This is a genomic window from Streptomyces sp. LaPpAH-108 (assembly GCF_000373625.1).
Lineage (GTDB): Bacteria > Actinomycetota > Actinomycetes > Streptomycetales > Streptomycetaceae > Streptomyces.
Genome location: NZ_KB891998.1, coordinates 184,387 through 198,238, shown reverse-complemented (window position 1 = coordinate 198,238; position 13,852 = coordinate 184,387). Strand labels below are relative to the sequence as shown.

15 protein-coding genes are annotated in these 13,852 nt (G+C 71.2%); 12 read left to right on the top strand and 3 right to left on the bottom strand.

The window, feature by feature from the left end; all coding sequences use genetic code 11:
• Positions 1–3: 3 nt before the first annotated feature.
• The 3 genes from B079_RS0127585 (at position 4) to B079_RS0127575 (ending at position 3,132) form a co-directional block, all read left to right on the top strand.
• Complete coding sequence (locus B079_RS0127585; RefSeq protein WP_018549081.1) at positions 4–975, top strand: aldo/keto reductase; 972 nt, start codon at positions 4–6, stop codon at positions 973–975.
• An 85-nt stretch (positions 976–1,060) separates the two neighbouring features.
• The gene (locus B079_RS0127580; protein ID WP_018549080.1) at positions 1,061–1,612 is read left to right on the top strand and encodes a TetR/AcrR family transcriptional regulator; all 552 of its coding nucleotides are present in this window, start codon (positions 1,061–1,063) and stop codon (positions 1,610–1,612) included.
• Positions 1,609–3,132, top strand: coding sequence for an MFS transporter (locus B079_RS0127575; protein ID WP_018549079.1), 1,524 nt, complete (start codon positions 1,609–1,611; stop codon positions 3,130–3,132). Before B079_RS0127580 ends, B079_RS0127575 begins: the two co-directional genes overlap by 4 nt.
• A 55-nt stretch (positions 3,133–3,187) precedes the next feature.
• Here B079_RS0127575 and B079_RS0127570 read toward each other — a convergent pair whose 3' ends face one another.
• Positions 3,188–3,817: a lysophospholipid acyltransferase family protein gene (locus B079_RS0127570; protein WP_037802207.1), complete on the bottom strand. Its 630-nt coding sequence runs from the start codon at positions 3,815–3,817 to the stop codon at positions 3,188–3,190.
• Positions 3,818–4,205: 388 nt separating this feature from the next.
• Between B079_RS0127570 and B079_RS0127565 the strand changes: the two genes are divergently transcribed.
• From B079_RS0127565 to B079_RS0127555, 3 genes are all read left to right on the top strand, one after another.
• A complete protein-coding gene (locus B079_RS0127565; protein WP_018549077.1) occupies positions 4,206–5,381 on the top strand; it encodes a glycerophosphodiester phosphodiesterase in 1,176 nt (391 codons plus the stop codon).
• Between the two features lie 95 nt (positions 5,382–5,476).
• Positions 5,477–5,983, top strand: a complete 507-nt coding sequence (locus B079_RS0127560; RefSeq protein WP_018549076.1) for a sigma-70 family RNA polymerase sigma factor — start codon at positions 5,477–5,479, stop codon at positions 5,981–5,983.
• 45 nt (positions 5,984–6,028) lie between these two features.
• The gene (locus B079_RS0127555; protein WP_018549075.1) at positions 6,029–6,526 is read left to right on the top strand and encodes a GNAT family N-acetyltransferase; all 498 of its coding nucleotides are present in this window, start codon (positions 6,029–6,031) and stop codon (positions 6,524–6,526) included.
• Positions 6,527–6,560: 34 nt separating this feature from the next.
• On the opposite strand, the gene B079_RS0127550 is transcribed toward B079_RS0127555, so the two are convergent.
• Together B079_RS0127550 and B079_RS0127545 are read right to left on the bottom strand one after the other, a co-directional pair.
• Positions 6,561–6,986, bottom strand: a complete 426-nt coding sequence (locus tag B079_RS0127550; protein ID WP_018549074.1) for a hypothetical protein — start codon at positions 6,984–6,986, stop codon at positions 6,561–6,563.
• A gap of 1 nt (position 6,987) precedes the next feature.
• Positions 6,988–7,347, bottom strand: a complete 360-nt coding sequence (locus tag B079_RS0127545; RefSeq protein WP_018549073.1) for a hypothetical protein — start codon at positions 7,345–7,347, stop codon at positions 6,988–6,990.
• A gap of 595 nt (positions 7,348–7,942) precedes the next feature.
• Between B079_RS0127545 and B079_RS0127540 the strand changes: the two genes are divergently transcribed.
• The 6 genes from B079_RS0127540 to cbiE all read left to right on the top strand — a co-directional run bounded on the left by B079_RS0127540 (position 7,943) and on the right by cbiE (position 13,735).
• The gene (locus B079_RS0127540; RefSeq protein ID WP_018549072.1) at positions 7,943–8,977 is read left to right on the top strand and encodes a methionine ABC transporter ATP-binding protein; all 1,035 of its coding nucleotides are present in this window, start codon (positions 7,943–7,945) and stop codon (positions 8,975–8,977) included.
• On the top strand, positions 8,974–9,711 hold the full coding sequence (locus B079_RS0127535; RefSeq protein WP_018549071.1) for a methionine ABC transporter permease: 738 nt from the start codon (positions 8,974–8,976) through the stop codon (positions 9,709–9,711). The genes B079_RS0127540 and B079_RS0127535 overlap by 4 nt, the downstream gene beginning before the upstream one ends.
• Before the next feature lie 98 nt (positions 9,712–9,809).
• Positions 9,810–10,646 (top strand): MetQ/NlpA family ABC transporter substrate-binding protein, encoded by an 837-nt coding sequence (locus tag B079_RS0127530; RefSeq protein ID WP_018549070.1) that lies wholly within the window; start codon positions 9,810–9,812, stop codon positions 10,644–10,646.
• A gap of 33 nt (positions 10,647–10,679) precedes the next feature.
• On the top strand, positions 10,680–11,513 hold the full coding sequence (locus tag B079_RS0127525) for a MetQ/NlpA family ABC transporter substrate-binding protein (protein ID WP_018549069.1): 834 nt from the start codon (positions 10,680–10,682) through the stop codon (positions 11,511–11,513).
• 214 nt (positions 11,514–11,727) lie between these two features.
• Positions 11,728–12,375, top strand: coding sequence for a GNAT family N-acetyltransferase (locus B079_RS0127520; RefSeq protein WP_018549068.1), 648 nt, complete (start codon positions 11,728–11,730; stop codon positions 12,373–12,375).
• A gap of 142 nt (positions 12,376–12,517) precedes the next feature.
• On the top strand, positions 12,518–13,735 hold the full coding sequence (gene cbiE, locus B079_RS0127515; RefSeq protein ID WP_018549067.1) for a precorrin-6y C5,15-methyltransferase (decarboxylating) subunit CbiE: 1,218 nt from the start codon (positions 12,518–12,520) through the stop codon (positions 13,733–13,735).
• The last annotated feature ends 117 nt before the right edge of the window (positions 13,736–13,852 follow it).

The following is a 13,852-nucleotide window of genomic DNA, read 5'->3' as shown; positions in this document are numbered from 1 at the left end:
GAGATGCCCTTCGCCGCCCTCGCAGCCGCGACAACCCCGACCCGCCACATCGGCCTGGGCCTAGCCGCAGTGGGCCGCCCCGGCTACATCAACCTGGGCCGGTCCGAAGACCTCGGAGAGAACCGCAGCGTAGAAGCACTGCGAGCCCGCACCCACGACCTCCTCGACGCCGCCTACGCCCAGGGCGTCCGCTACTTCGACGCCGCCCGCTCCTACGGCCGAGCGGAGGAATTCCTCGCGGACTGGCTCGGCGCACGCGCGGACGTGGACGACGTGGTCGTCGGCAGCAAGTGGGGCTACACCTACACCGCCGACTGGTCCACCGACGCCGAGCGGCACGAGGTCAAGGACCACTCCCCGGCCACCTACGACCGCCAGCGCGCCGAGACCGCCGCCCTGCTCGGCGACCGGCTGGACCTCTACCAGATCCACTCCCTCACCCCCGACAGCCCGGCCCTCACCGACCGCGCCCTGCACGAACGCCTCGCGGAAGCCGCCGCCGACGGCCTCACCCTCGGCTTCTCCACCAGCGGCCCCGCACAGGCGGACACCATCCGGGCCGCGCTGAAGATCACGGTGGACGGCGAACGCCTCTTCCGTACCGTGCAGTCGACGTACAACGCCCTGGAGACCTCGGCGGGCGACGCCCTCGCGGAGGCGCACGACGCCGGGCTGACCGTGATCGTCAAGGAGGGCATGGCCAACGGCAGGCTCGCCGGGTCCGCCGCACCCGCGCCCCTGCGGGAGGTGGCCGAGGAGAGCGGCCTCGGTGCCGACGCCGTCGCCCTCGCCCTGGTCCTGTGCCGCCCCTGGGCCGACGTGGTGCTCTCCGGCGCCGCGACCACCACCCAGCTCACCTCCAACCTGCGCGCGGCGGCCGTCGACCTGGACGAGGACCAGCTCGCCCGCCTCGCGACCCTGGCGGAGGACCCGCGCGCCTACTGGGAGCAGCGCGGACAGCTGCCCTGGCACTGAGGGCGCCACCAGCACGACCAGGCCCGAGTGAGTCACACATGCCCTTGGTGAGACATCAACGTCTCACTAGAGGTACCCTCGTCTCATGGCCCTGGACCGAGACCACGTGCTGCGCAGTGCCGCCGCGCTGCTGACCCGCAGATCCACCGCGACCATGGACGAGGTCGCCCGTGCCGCCGGGATCAGTCGCGCCACCTTGCACCGCCACTTCGCCGGACGCGACGCGCTCGTCCGTGCGCTGGAAGCCCTCGGCATCGCGGAGTGCGAGGCCGCGCTCGACCGCGCCCGCCTGGACGAGGGCCCCGCGAGCGAGGCCGTACGCCGTCTCGTGCGCGAACTCCAGCCCGCCGCCGGACTGGTCGCCTTCCTCTACGGCGAGAGCCAGCTCTGGGAGGGCCAGGGGCTGAACGAGGGCTGGGAGCGCCTGGACGCCCGGATCGGCGCGCTGTTCCGGCGCGGCCAGCGCGAGGGTGAGCTGCGCATCGACCTCACCCCCGCCTGGCTCACCGAGGCGCTGTACGGCCTGATCACCGCGTGCGCCTGGGCCACCCTGGACGGCCGCGTGGCCGCCCGCGACTTCCCCACCATGGTCGCCGAGCTGCTGCTCGGCGGCGCTCTCAGGAACGAGGAACCATGACCGGCACCCTGCGGCCGGCCGTCGTCACCGGTACGCCACCGCGCCCGGGCCGCTGGCTCGCGCTCGCCGTCCTGACCCTGGCCGTGCTGCTCGTGGCCGTGGACGCAACCGTCCTCGGCCTCGCCACCCCCTTCATCAGCGAGGACCTGCACCCCTCCGGCACCGAGCTGCTGTGGATCGGGGACGTGTACTCCTTCGTCATCGCCGGGCTGCTCGTCTCCATGGGCAGCCTCGGCGACCGCGTCGGCCGCAAGCGCGTCCTGCTGTGGGGCGCGGCGGCGTTCGGCGTGCTCTCCGTCCTGAACGCCTACGCCACGACCCCCGGCCTGATGATCCTGGCCCGCGCCCTGCTCGGCATGGCGGGCGCGACCCTGATGCCCGCGACCCTGGGCCTGATCCGCACCCTCTTCCACGACCCGCGCGAACGCAGCCTCGCCGTCGGCGTCTGGGGCGCCACCGCCTCCGCCGGTACGGCCGTCGGACCCATCGTGGGCGGCTTCCTGCTCGAGCACTTCTGGTGGGGCTCGGTCTTCCTGATCAACCTGCCGGTGACGGCCCTGCTGGTCCTCGTCGGCGCCCGCGTCCTGCCCGAGTCCCGCGACCCGAAGCCCGGCCCCTGGGACCTGATGAGCGTCGCCCTGTCCCTGACCGGCATGCTCGGTGTGGTCTACGCGGTCAAGGAGACCGCCACCCACGGACCCACCGCCCCCGCCCTCGCCGCGGGCCTGCTCGGCGCCGCCGCGCTCTACGGCTTCGTACGCCGCCAGCTCGCGCTGCCCACCCCGCTTCTCGACGTACGCCTCTTCCGGCGCCGGGGCTTCGGCGGGGCGGTCCTGGCCGACCTGCTCACCGTGCTCGGCATGTCGGGGCTGGTGTTCTTCCTGTCCCAGTTCCTCCAACTGGTCCAGGGCAGACACCCGTTCGAAGCGGGCCTGGCCGAACTGCCCGCCGCCGTCGGCGCCGTCGGAGCGGGCCTCCTCGCGGGCCGCGCCGCCCGCCGCTTCTCGGTCCGCGCGGTGGTCTCCGCGGGCCTGGCCGCCATCGGCCTCGCCCTCGCCGCCCTCACCACGATCAGCGAGTCCACCGGCTACCCCCTGCTCGGCGCCGCCCTCCTGATCGTCGGCATCGGCGCGGGCTTCTCCTTCACCGTCACCGCCGACGTGATCCTCTCCAGCGTCCCCAAGAACCAGGCGGGAGCGGCCTCCGCCGTCTCCGAAACGGCCTACGAACTCGGCGCGGCCCTGGGCATCGCCCTCCTGGGCTCGATCGTGACAGCGGCATACCGCGACTTCACGGCTCCGCCGGGCACCCCGGCAGCGGCCCACGAATCACTGGGCGCGGCAGTGGAAACGGCAACAAAACTGCCCCCGACCACCGCGCACGACCTCCTGGAAGCATCCAGAGAAGCGTTCGTACACGGCCTGCACTTGGCGTGCGGAGCGGGGGCAGCGGTGCTGTTGTTGACGGCAATTGCAGCCTGGTTCCTGCTGGACAGGCAACGGCTGGACAAGTGTTTTTAAGGGGCGCGGGGAACTGCGCGACAAGCCACAACGCACCCGCACCCGAAAACGGTGATTACGCAGCCTTGGCCTTGGTCGCGTACATATCCACGTACTCCTGCCCAGACAACCGCATGACCTCAGCCATCACAGAATCCGTGACCGCCCGCAGCACATACCGATCCCGATCCATCCCCTCATACCGAGAGAACTCCATCGGCTCGCCAAAACGAACCGTCACCCGCCCAGGCCGCGGCATCCCACTCCCACCCGGCTGCAGCTTGTCGGTACCGATCATGGCGAAGGGAACAACAGGCGCCCCGGTCATGAGCGTGAGCCGAGCGATACCGGTACGCCCCCGGTAAAGACGGCCGTCAGGCGACCTCGTGCCCTCGGGGTAGATCCCGAAGATCTTCCCCTCCTCCAGGATCCGCCGCCCGGTCATCAGCGCGGCCACGCCCCCGTTCGCCCCGTCCCGGTCGACCGGGATCATGCCGACGCCGGTGAAGAACCAGGCCATCGCGCGGCCCTTGACGCCCTTGCCGGTGACGTACTCGTCCTTGCCGATGAAGCAGACCTGCCGCTTGGAGACGACCGGCAGCACGATGGAGTCGATGAAAGTGAGATGGTTACCCGCCAGGATCACCGGCCCGTCGCCGGGAATGTTCTCCAGGCCCTCCACCTGAGGACGGAACATCAGGCGCATGATCGGTCCGAGCACTGCCTTGATGAGGGCGAAGCGGGACAACAGGTCCTCCGAGGCCGTCGGGATCGTTATGAGTCTGTGCAGGTGAGGACATTACTCGCGGCAACCGGGGAAACGCACGTCGGGCCCGCGCGGTTCACCGAGGTCTTACGCGATGTTGACGCTGGTTTACCTGCGGGTCTTCCTCACGGAGGGTGCCCGGGATGTGACAGGTGTCGCACCCGGACGGCCCTTCGGCGGCCCCTCGGACGGACCCGACGAACCGTCACCTCACCACCCCCACCGGACACTCCGTGTCACCCGCGTGTTCGTACCGGGGTCTCCCGCCGGTCACCCCGCCGCCCCTACGATCAGCGCGCATTCGACGATCCCACGGCAGGAGGCGCGCATGGAGAGCGAGCAGACGAACCGGTCCCCCCAGGGCACCGGACGGCGGGCGGTCCTCGGCGCCGCGGTGCTCGGCGCGGGCGGCGCGGTCCTCGGGCTGCCCGGCGCCGCTCACGCGGCCGGCACCCGTACGGCGGCGCAGGGCGGGCGCGGGCTGAAGAGCCTGCCCAAGCCGACGATCATCGGCCACCGGGGCACCAGCGGCTACCGTCCCGAGCACACCTTCGGCTCGTACGACCTGGCGCTCGAACTCGGCGCCGACATCGTGGAGGCAGGTGACCTGGTGCCCACCAAGGACGGGCATCTCGTCTGCCGGCACGAGCCGGAGATCGGCGGCACCACCGACGTGGCCTCGCACCCCGAGTTCGCGGACCGCAAGGCCACCAAGCTGCTGGACGGGGTGTCCACCACCGGCTGGTTCACCGAGGACTTCACGCTGGCCGAGCTGCGCACGCTGCGCGCCGTCGAGCGCATCCCCGCCAACCGGCCGCACAACACCCTCTACAACGGGCGCTGGCCGATCCCCACCTTCGAAGAGGTCCTTCAGTGGCAGGACCGGCGCACCCGTGAGCTGGGCCGCCAGGTGTGGATCTACCCCGAGCTGAAGCACCCCACCTACTTCCGCAAGCTCGGCCTCGGCCTGGAGGAGCGGGTCGCCAAGCTGCTCCACAAGTACGGCAAGGACGGCCGCAACTCCCCGGTGATCGTGCAGTCCTTCGAGCCGACCAGCATCCAGCGCATGCACCGGCTGATCGACAACCCGCTGGTCGTGCTGCTCTCCTCCGCCGACAGCCGTCCCTACGACTTCGTCGAGACGGGCGACCCGCGCACGACCGCGGACCTGGTCACCCCCAAGGGGCTGCGGGAGATCGCCGGTTACGCGCAGGGCATCGGCCCCACGCTCGACCTGATCATCCCGAAGAAGTCCGACGGCACCCTGGACAAGCCCACCACGCTGGTCCGGGACGCCCACAAGGTCGGCCTGGTGCTGCACCCCTACACGATGCGCAACGAGAACCCGTTCCTCCCGGCCGAGTACCGCAAGGGCAGCGCCCCGGACGGCTACGGCGACGCCTTCGGCGCCTTCCGCACCTACTTCGCCACCGGCATCGACGGCGTCTTCACCGACAACGCCGACACCGCCCTGCTCGCCCGCGCCGACTTCCTCGGCGGCTGAGCCCCCGCGTCAACCCCGTGGCCCCGGCCTCCCCGGTCGGGGTGACGACGCGCCGTCCGGGAACCCCCCGGCCCGGACGGCGCGTCGTTGCGCATATGACGGACGACCTCGTGGCGGCCCTGGGCCCGCTGCTCACGGCCGAGGCATCCGCCGAGGCGCAGGCCGGCGGAAGCGAGCCCGGCGATCTCGAACAGGCGGTCTGGGTACGGCTGCTGGAGCTGCTGGCGGCCGACGGCCCGCCGCCCGACCCGCAGCGCTGGCTGCGCCGGGCCGTACGCGCCGAGGCCCGCCGCAGCCGCCGTACCGTCCGGCGCGAGCGCCCCTACGGCGCCGAGCCCGCCGACGACGCGCGGCCCGGACCCGAACAACTCGCCCTCACCGCCGCCCGGTACGGCGTGCTGCGCGAGGCGGTCGGGCGGCTGCCCGGGCGCTGCCCCCGGCTGCTGGCGGCGCTGCTCTCCCCGCACGACCCCACCTACCGGGAGATCGCCGGGGAGTTGGGTATCTCACAGGGCAGTCTCGGCCCGGAACGTTCCCGATGTCTGGGATGTCTGCGTCGATTGCTCGCGCCGGAGGTTGCGGCCGGAGGAGTGCGGGGATAGGTGTGAGGTACGACGGCTGATCAGGTGAGCGGGAGGCGTGCGCACATGGGCATGAGCGTGACCATCTCGGCGGCGACCGAGCAGGACGCGGAACAGATCTTCAGGCTCCAGTACCTCTGCTTCCAGAGCGAGGCGGCGCGGTACGGCAACTACCGCATCGACCCGCTCGTCCAGAGCCTGGACTCGGTCCGCGAGGAGGTCGCCGCCGACTGCGTCTTCGTCGCGCGGCTCGGTGACGAGATCGTCGGCTCGGTGCGCGGACGGCTCACCGAGGACGGCGCCGCCGCCATCGGCACCCTCTGCGTCCACCCCCGCCTCCAGGGTCACGGCATCGGCGCCCGGCTGCTCGGCGCGGCCGAGGCGGCCCTCACCGAGCAGCGCGGCGCCACCGTGTTCCGGCTGCACAGCGGCCACCGCAGCGACGCCGGGCTGCGGCTGTACCGCCGCGCCGGATACCAGGCGGTCGGGCGCTCCCAGGGTGCCGACGGGGTGGAGATGATCGTGCTGGAGAAGAAGGCGGGCGCCTACGCGGCCACCGCGTGACGCCCTGCCCGGCTGCCGCGTGGGCCCTGCGCGGCTACCGCGTGACGTCCGCGCGCAGTCGCGCCTTGCGCAGCCAGTACAGCGCGGACAGCGGCAGCAGCACGGGGATGAACACGTACCCCATGCCGTAGTCCGACCACACGGTGGCGTCGGGGAACGCGGACGGCTCGACCAGGGTCCAGGTGCCCACGATCAGCACACCGGCCAGCTCGGCGGCGCAGCACACCAGCGCCGCCCGGCGGGCCGTCTCGCCGCCCCGGACCAGGGTGTAGGTGATGAAGCCGTACACCACACCCGCGAGCGCGGAGAGCGTGTAGGCGAGCGGGGCCCGGTCGAACTCGGTGGCGATCTGGTACACCGAGCGCGACACCGCGCCGACCACCATCACGCCGTAGAACCAGACGAGCAGCATGCCCGGCCCGCTGATCAGCCGGGCCGGCTTCTCCTCCAGCGCCGTCATGTCAGCCTCCCCAGATGTCGAAGAGCCGTACTTCGAGCACGGCAAGGACCACACCGCCCGCAGCGGCCGTCACCGAGCCCCAGCGGGTCCGCTCGGCCAGCGACATGAACCCGGCCGCGGGCACACACGCGAACGCGCCCAGCAGATACGCCACGAAGATCGTCGTGCCCTGCTCGGGACGCTCGCCCCGGGCCAGCCGTACGACCCCGACCACCAGCTGCACCAGCGCGAGGACCGACACCACGGCCATGCCGATCAGGTGCCAGTCCTTGGTCGGCTGGTCCCGGTACGCGGCCCAGCCGCACCAGGCGGCGAGGAGCAGCGCGGCGACCCCGGTCACCAGCAAGAGGGCGTTGAGCATGCCGAGACCTTATTACGGCCGAAACGGACGCCCGCCGCCGCCCCCGTCCTACGCCCCTGCCCCTCTCCGGCGGACACGGCAGCCGTGGCGTTGGCCACAACCCGCCCCGCGAGGCAACCCGGCACACCCCCCGGCCGAGGGCCCGCCGCCCTTGTCCGGCTTGGCCGAGCGGGCGGGAGCGGCGGAACCCGTGCGTCCGCCCTGTCCACCAGGGCTGTCCGCGTCTGTCCAGCATATGGACAGCGTTCTCCGGTCAGGAGCGTCCGTCTGCTTTACTGGCCCGCATGACCACGATGAGCAGCCGCACCCTTGCGACCGAGGCGACCATGACGCCCGGTGCTCGTTGTATGTGTCGAATGTGCGCCTTCTAGAGGGCCCCCGCACCATCTGAGCCTCGCGCCCCGAAGCGAGAGCCGCGGTCGATCGTCCGGAACACCGGCGTACCGGACCCGTGCCGCCTTTCGCGCACACGCCGTTCTCCCCGGGTTTCCCCCGGTCCCATCGCCACCGCGAGAACCGTGCCGCGTCCCCATCGAACGCAAGCACCCGTGCCGGGCCCACCCGCGCCCGCGCACTCGACAGTGACGGAAATCCTGTGATCACGACATCGGGCCTGACCAAGGTCTACCGCTCCCGAGGCCGCGAGGTCACCGCCCTGGACGGCGTGGACCTGCACGTCCGCGAAGGAGAGGTCTACGGCGTCATCGGCCAGTCCGGCGCCGGAAAGTCCTCCCTGATCCGCTGCGTCAACCTCCTTGAGCGCCCCACCGCCGGCACCGTGACCGTGGCCGGGCAGGACCTCACCGCGCTCGCGGGGCGCGGACCGCGCGCCGGACGGGAACTGCGCCGGGCGCGCTCCCACATCGGCATGGTCTTCCAGCACTTCAACCTGCTCTCCTCGCGGACCGTGCAGGACAACGTCGAACTGCCGCTGGAGATCCTCGGCAAGTCCGGCAAGGAGCGCTCGCGCAAGGCACTGGAACTCCTCGACCTGGTCGGCCTCGCCGACAAGGCCAAGGCCACCCCGGCCCAGCTCTCCGGCGGCCAGAAGCAGCGCGTCGGCATCGCCCGCGCCCTGGCCGGAGACCCCAAGGTCCTGCTGTCCGACGAGGCCACCAGCGCCCTTGACCCGGAGACGACCCGCTCGATCCTCCAGCTGCTGCGCGACCTCAACCAGCAGCTCGGGCTCACCGTCCTGCTCATCACCCACGAGATGGACGTCGTGAAGTCCATCTGCGACTCCGCCGCACTCATGGAGAAGGGACGCGTCGTGGAATCCGGCACCGTCAGCGAACTGCTCGCCACCCCCGGCTCCCAGCTGGCCTCCGCCCTCTTCCCGGTGGGCGGCGAGGCCACCGGCGAGGACCGCACCGTCCTGGACATCACCTTCCACGGCGAGGCCGCCACCCAGCCGGTCATCTCCCAGCTCTCGCGCACCTACAACATCGACATCTCGATCCTCGGCGCGGCCATCGACACCGTCGGCGGCCTCCAGATCGGCCGGATGCGCATCGAGCTGCCCGGCCGCTACGAGGACAACGTGGTGCCCATCGGCTTCCTGCGCGAACAGGGCCTGCAGATCGACGTCCAGGGCCAGGAGCCCGTGCTGGTGAAGGATGGTGCCAAGTGACCTGGTCCGAGATGCAGCCCCTGCTGACGCAGGCGTGTTCCGAGACGTTCACCATGATGCTCTGGTCCACGCTGATAGCCGTCGCCGTCGGCCTTCCGCTCGGCATCCTCCTGGTCCTGACCGACCGGGGCGGCCTGCTCCAGAACATCGTCGCCAACAAGGTGCTCGGCCAGATCGTGAACATCGGCCGCTCGATGCCGTTCATCATCCTGATGGTCGCGCTGATGAGCTTCACCCGCTGGGTCACCGGCACCACCATCGGCACCACCGCCGCGATCGTCCCGCTCGCCATCGGCGGCATCCCGTTCTTCGCGCGCCTGGTCGAGACGGCCGTGCGTGAGGTGGACGGCGGACTCGTCGAGGCCGTGCAGGCCATGGGCGGCAACACCTGGACGATCGTCCGCAAGGTCCTCATCCCCGAGGCGCTGCCCTCGCTGATCGCCAGCACCACCACGACGATCATCGCCCTCATCGGCTACTCCGCCATGGCCGGCACCGTCGGCGGCGGCGGCCTCGGCGACCTCGCCGTCCGCTACGGCTACCAGCGCTTCGAGACCGAACTGATGTGGATCATCGTCGGCATCCTCGCCGTCGTCATCTCTCTCATCCAGTTCATCGGCGACTTCACGGCCCGCTCCCTGCACGGACGCGGCGGACGCTCAGGACCCGCGCCGAAGCTGCGGCTGCTGAAGGCCACCGAACCGGCCGCGGCCGACATCTCCAAGGTCGCCTGAGCCGGTCCCGGCCGTCCGCTCGCCCTCCCCGAGGAGCACCCCCAGACTCCCCGTTCACCCGTACACGGGGTCGCACCACCCAAGGAAAGGCACTTTTCGTGCGTAACACCGCCAAGCTCACCACCGCCGTCCTCGCCGCCGGAGCCCTCGCCTTCGGGCTGACCGCCTGCGGCGGCTCCGGCAAGGACTCCGCCGGCTCCGCCGACTACAGCGGACCGCTGATCGTCGCCGCGAGCCCGACCCCGCACGCCGAGATCCTGAACTTCGTCAACAAGAACCTGGCGAAGAAGGCCGGACTCGACCTCCAGGTCAAGGAGTTCACGGACTACATCACGCCGAACACGGCGACCGAGGACGGCTCCGTCGGTGCCAACTACTTCCAGAACCAGCCGTACCTGGACGACTTCAACAAGAAGCGCGGCACCCACATCGTGCCCGTCGTCACGGTGCACCTGGAGCCGCTCGGCCTCTACTCCCACAAGGTCAAGAAGGCCGACGCGCTGAAGAGCGGTGCGACCGTCGCCGTCCCCAACGACGCCGTCAACGAGGCCCGTGCCCTCAAGCTGCTCGCCGCCAACAAGCTCATCACGCTCAAGGACGGCGTGGGCAACGAGGCGACCCCGGCCGACATCACCAAGAACCCCAAGAACCTGAAGTTCAAGGAGGTCGAGGCCGCCCAGACCCCGCGCTCCCTGGACGACGTGGACGCGGCCGTCGTCAACGGCAACTACGCGATATCCGCCGGTCTCAAGCCCGCCAAGGACGCCCTCGTCCTGGAGTCCCCGAAGGACAACCCCTACGGCAACTTCCTCGCCGTGAAGAAGGGCAACGAGAAGGACCCCCGCGTCAAGAAGCTCGCCAAGCTGCTCACCTCGCCCGAGGTGAAGAAGTTCATCGAGGACAAGTACCAGGGTTCCGTCATCCCCTCGTTCTGATCCACAACGCGCTCGCACGACAAGGGGATCGACATGCGCAAGACCGTATGGCTCGCGGTGGCCGCCGCCCTCCCGCTCGGCCTCGGCCTCACCGCCTGCGGCTCGGGCTCGGCCTCGGACAGCGGTGGTGACAAGGACGGCGCACTCGTCGTCGGCGCCACCCCGGTCCCGGCCGGTGAGGTGCTCGACTACATCAAGGGACACCTCGCCGCCAAGGCCGGACTCAAGCTCCAGGTCAAGGAGTTCACGGACTACGTCCTGCCCAACACCGCGCTCCAGGAGGGCTCGCTGGACGCGAACCTCTACCAGAACAAGCCCTTCCTGGACGACTTCAACAAGTCCAAGGGCACCGACCTGGTGCCGGTGGTCGACGCCTACCTGCCGCCCATGGGCGTCTACTCCAAGAAGGTCGAGGACGTCACCAAGCTCCCCGACGGAGCCACCGTCGGCGTGCCCAACGACCTGACCAACGAGGCCCGCGCGCTCAAGCTCCTCGCCGCGAGCGGAGTCATCGAGCTGAAGAAGGACGCCGGTGCCCAGGCGTCCCCGGCGGACGTCGTCAAGAACCCCCGGCACCTGAAGTTCAAGGAGATGGAGGCCGCCCAGCTCCCGCGCTCGCTCGGGGACATGGACGCCGCCGTCATCAACAACAACTTCGCCCAGGACGCCGGGCTCAGCCCCACCAAGGACTCGATCTACCTGGAGTCCGCGAAGAACAACCCCTACGCCAACCTCCTCGCCGTCAAGCGCGGCAGCGAGAAGGACCCGCGGGTCAAGAAGCTCGCCGAGCTGCTGACCTCGCCCGAGGTGAAGAAGTTCATCGAGGACAAGTACCAGGGCTCGGTCCTGCCGGTCAGCGGCAGCTGACCCGGCGGCGTCCGCCGAGGCGGCGGTCTCCGGCCCGCCGCACACGGCGCGTACGGCCCCACTCCCGCGCCCCGCAAGGGGGTTCCCGTGACGCACGGGGACGGCGGGGGAGGGGCCCCTCGTGCGTTTCAGTGGTTACATGCTTCATGCTGGGCAGTTCAGGGGGCCTCTCTGACGGCCCCTCACAAAACGATCCGACGTTACGGAGCGGCGCATGACTAGCACCTTCCCCAACATCTCCATCAGCACGGAGCGGTTGGTGCTGCGCCCCCTCGACGAGGACGACGTGCCCGCACTGGCCGAGATGATGAACGACGAACAGGTCGCCGCCTGGACGGACGTACCCCAGCCCTTCACCGAGGAGGGCGCCCGGCACTGGATCACCGAGTACGCCCCCGCCGAACGCACCGCCGGACGCGGACTCGACCTCGCCGTCACCGAGTTCCTCACCCAGCGCCTGGTCGGCATCGTCCAACTCACCAAGACCGACTGGCAGATCAGGTCCAGCGAGCTGTCGTACATCATCGCCCCATGGGCCCGCGGCGAGGGCTACGCCTCCGAGGCCGCGCTCGCCACCGCCCAATGGCTCTTCGGCGACCAGAAGTTCGAGCGCATCGAGATCCGCACCGCCGCCGACAACACCGCCTCCCAGCAGGTCGCCCAGAAGATCGGCTGCATCAGCGAGGGCGTCCTGCGCAACGCCTGCATAGTGCACGTCCGCACCGAGGACGGCACCTGGACCGACATGCGCACCGACTACATCGTCTGGAGCCTGCTGCCCGAGGACCTGGAGGGCGCCGACGACCAGCTCTCCGACAGCCGGGGCTTCCCCGCGTACTCCGACTACGCCGACTGGAACTGACCCCGCCCGGGCCCGGCCGGGGCGACGGCGGGCACCGGAGACCACCCGGGCCCCCGCGCTCCCGCCCGACCAGGTAACCTCACGGAGCCCGCACTCCGGGCCACCCCCTTGACGACCTGCGAAGACCTGGAGACTGACGACGATGGCCGACCGGGTCACGGTGATCGGCTGGGACGGCTCGCCGCTGACCGAGGCGGCACGCGGCGCCCTCGGCGCCGCCACGCTCGTCGCGGGCGCCGCCCACCACCTGGCACTGCCCGAGATCCCGCCCACCGCCGAACGCGTCCGGCTCGGCAGCCTCACCCTGGCCGCCCGCCGCATCGCCGCCCACCGCGGCACCGCCGCCGTGCTCGCCGACGGCGACCCCGGCTTCTTCGGCGTCGTCCGCACCCTGCGCGACCCCCAGTTCGGCCTGGAGGTCGAGGTCGTCCCCGGCGTCTCCTCCGTCGCCGCCGCCTTCGCCCGCGCCGGGATGCCCTGGGACGACGCCCAGGTCGTCGTCGCCCACCCGCGCACCCTGCGCCGGGCCGTCAACGTCTGCCGCGCCCACCCCAAGGTCGCCGTCCTCACCGCGCCCGGCGCCGGACCCGCCGAACTCGGCCTGCTCCTCGACGGAGTGCACCGCACCTTCGTCGTCTGCGAGGAACTGGGCACCGAGAACGAACGCGTCAGCGTCCTCACCTCCGACAAGGCCGCCGACCACACCTGGCGCGACCCCAACGTCGTCATCGTCATCGGCGGCCACCCCGGCGCCGTCGAGGGCGGCGGCTGGCTCGCCGGGCGCGACCCCGCCGTCGGCCCGCGCGGCTGGACCCAGCCCGACGCGGCGTACGGCGGCGGCCTCGGCGAGGGCGAGACCGAACTGCTGCGCGCCGCCCAACTCGCGCGCCTGGGCCCCCGCACGGGCGACCTGGTGTGGGACATCGGCTGCGGCGCGGGCGCCTTCGCCGTGGACGCCGCGCGCGCCGGAGCCGCCGTCATCGCCGTCGACCACGACCCGGCCGCCTGCGCCCGCACCGACGCCGCCGCGCGCGCCCACGGGGTCCAGCTCCAGATCGTCCAGGGCCAGGCCCCGCACGCCCTGGAGAACCTGCCCGAGCCCGACGTCGTACGCGTCGGCGGCGGGGGAGCGGCCGTGGTCTCCGCGGTGGCCGACCGCCGCCCGCAGCGCATCGTCACCCACGCCGCGACCCGTGACGCGGCCGAACTCGTCGGCCGCGACCTGACCGAGCACGGCTACCGCGTCGAGTGCGCCCTCCTCCAGGCCGTCGAACTTGACACCCGCGCCTGGACGGAGACCGAGCGGAGCGTCGCGTTCCTGCTCACGGGCGAACTGCCCCGCCGCGACACCCCGCGCTGACCCGAGGGGCGTACCGGGGCGGAAAGGGCAGCTCGCGCCCGCCCCGTGATCCTGTTGTCGTACCGCGCGCGGTAGGCTGGCCGATCGTTGTACCGCACCGGCGCACCGGAAGTTCGT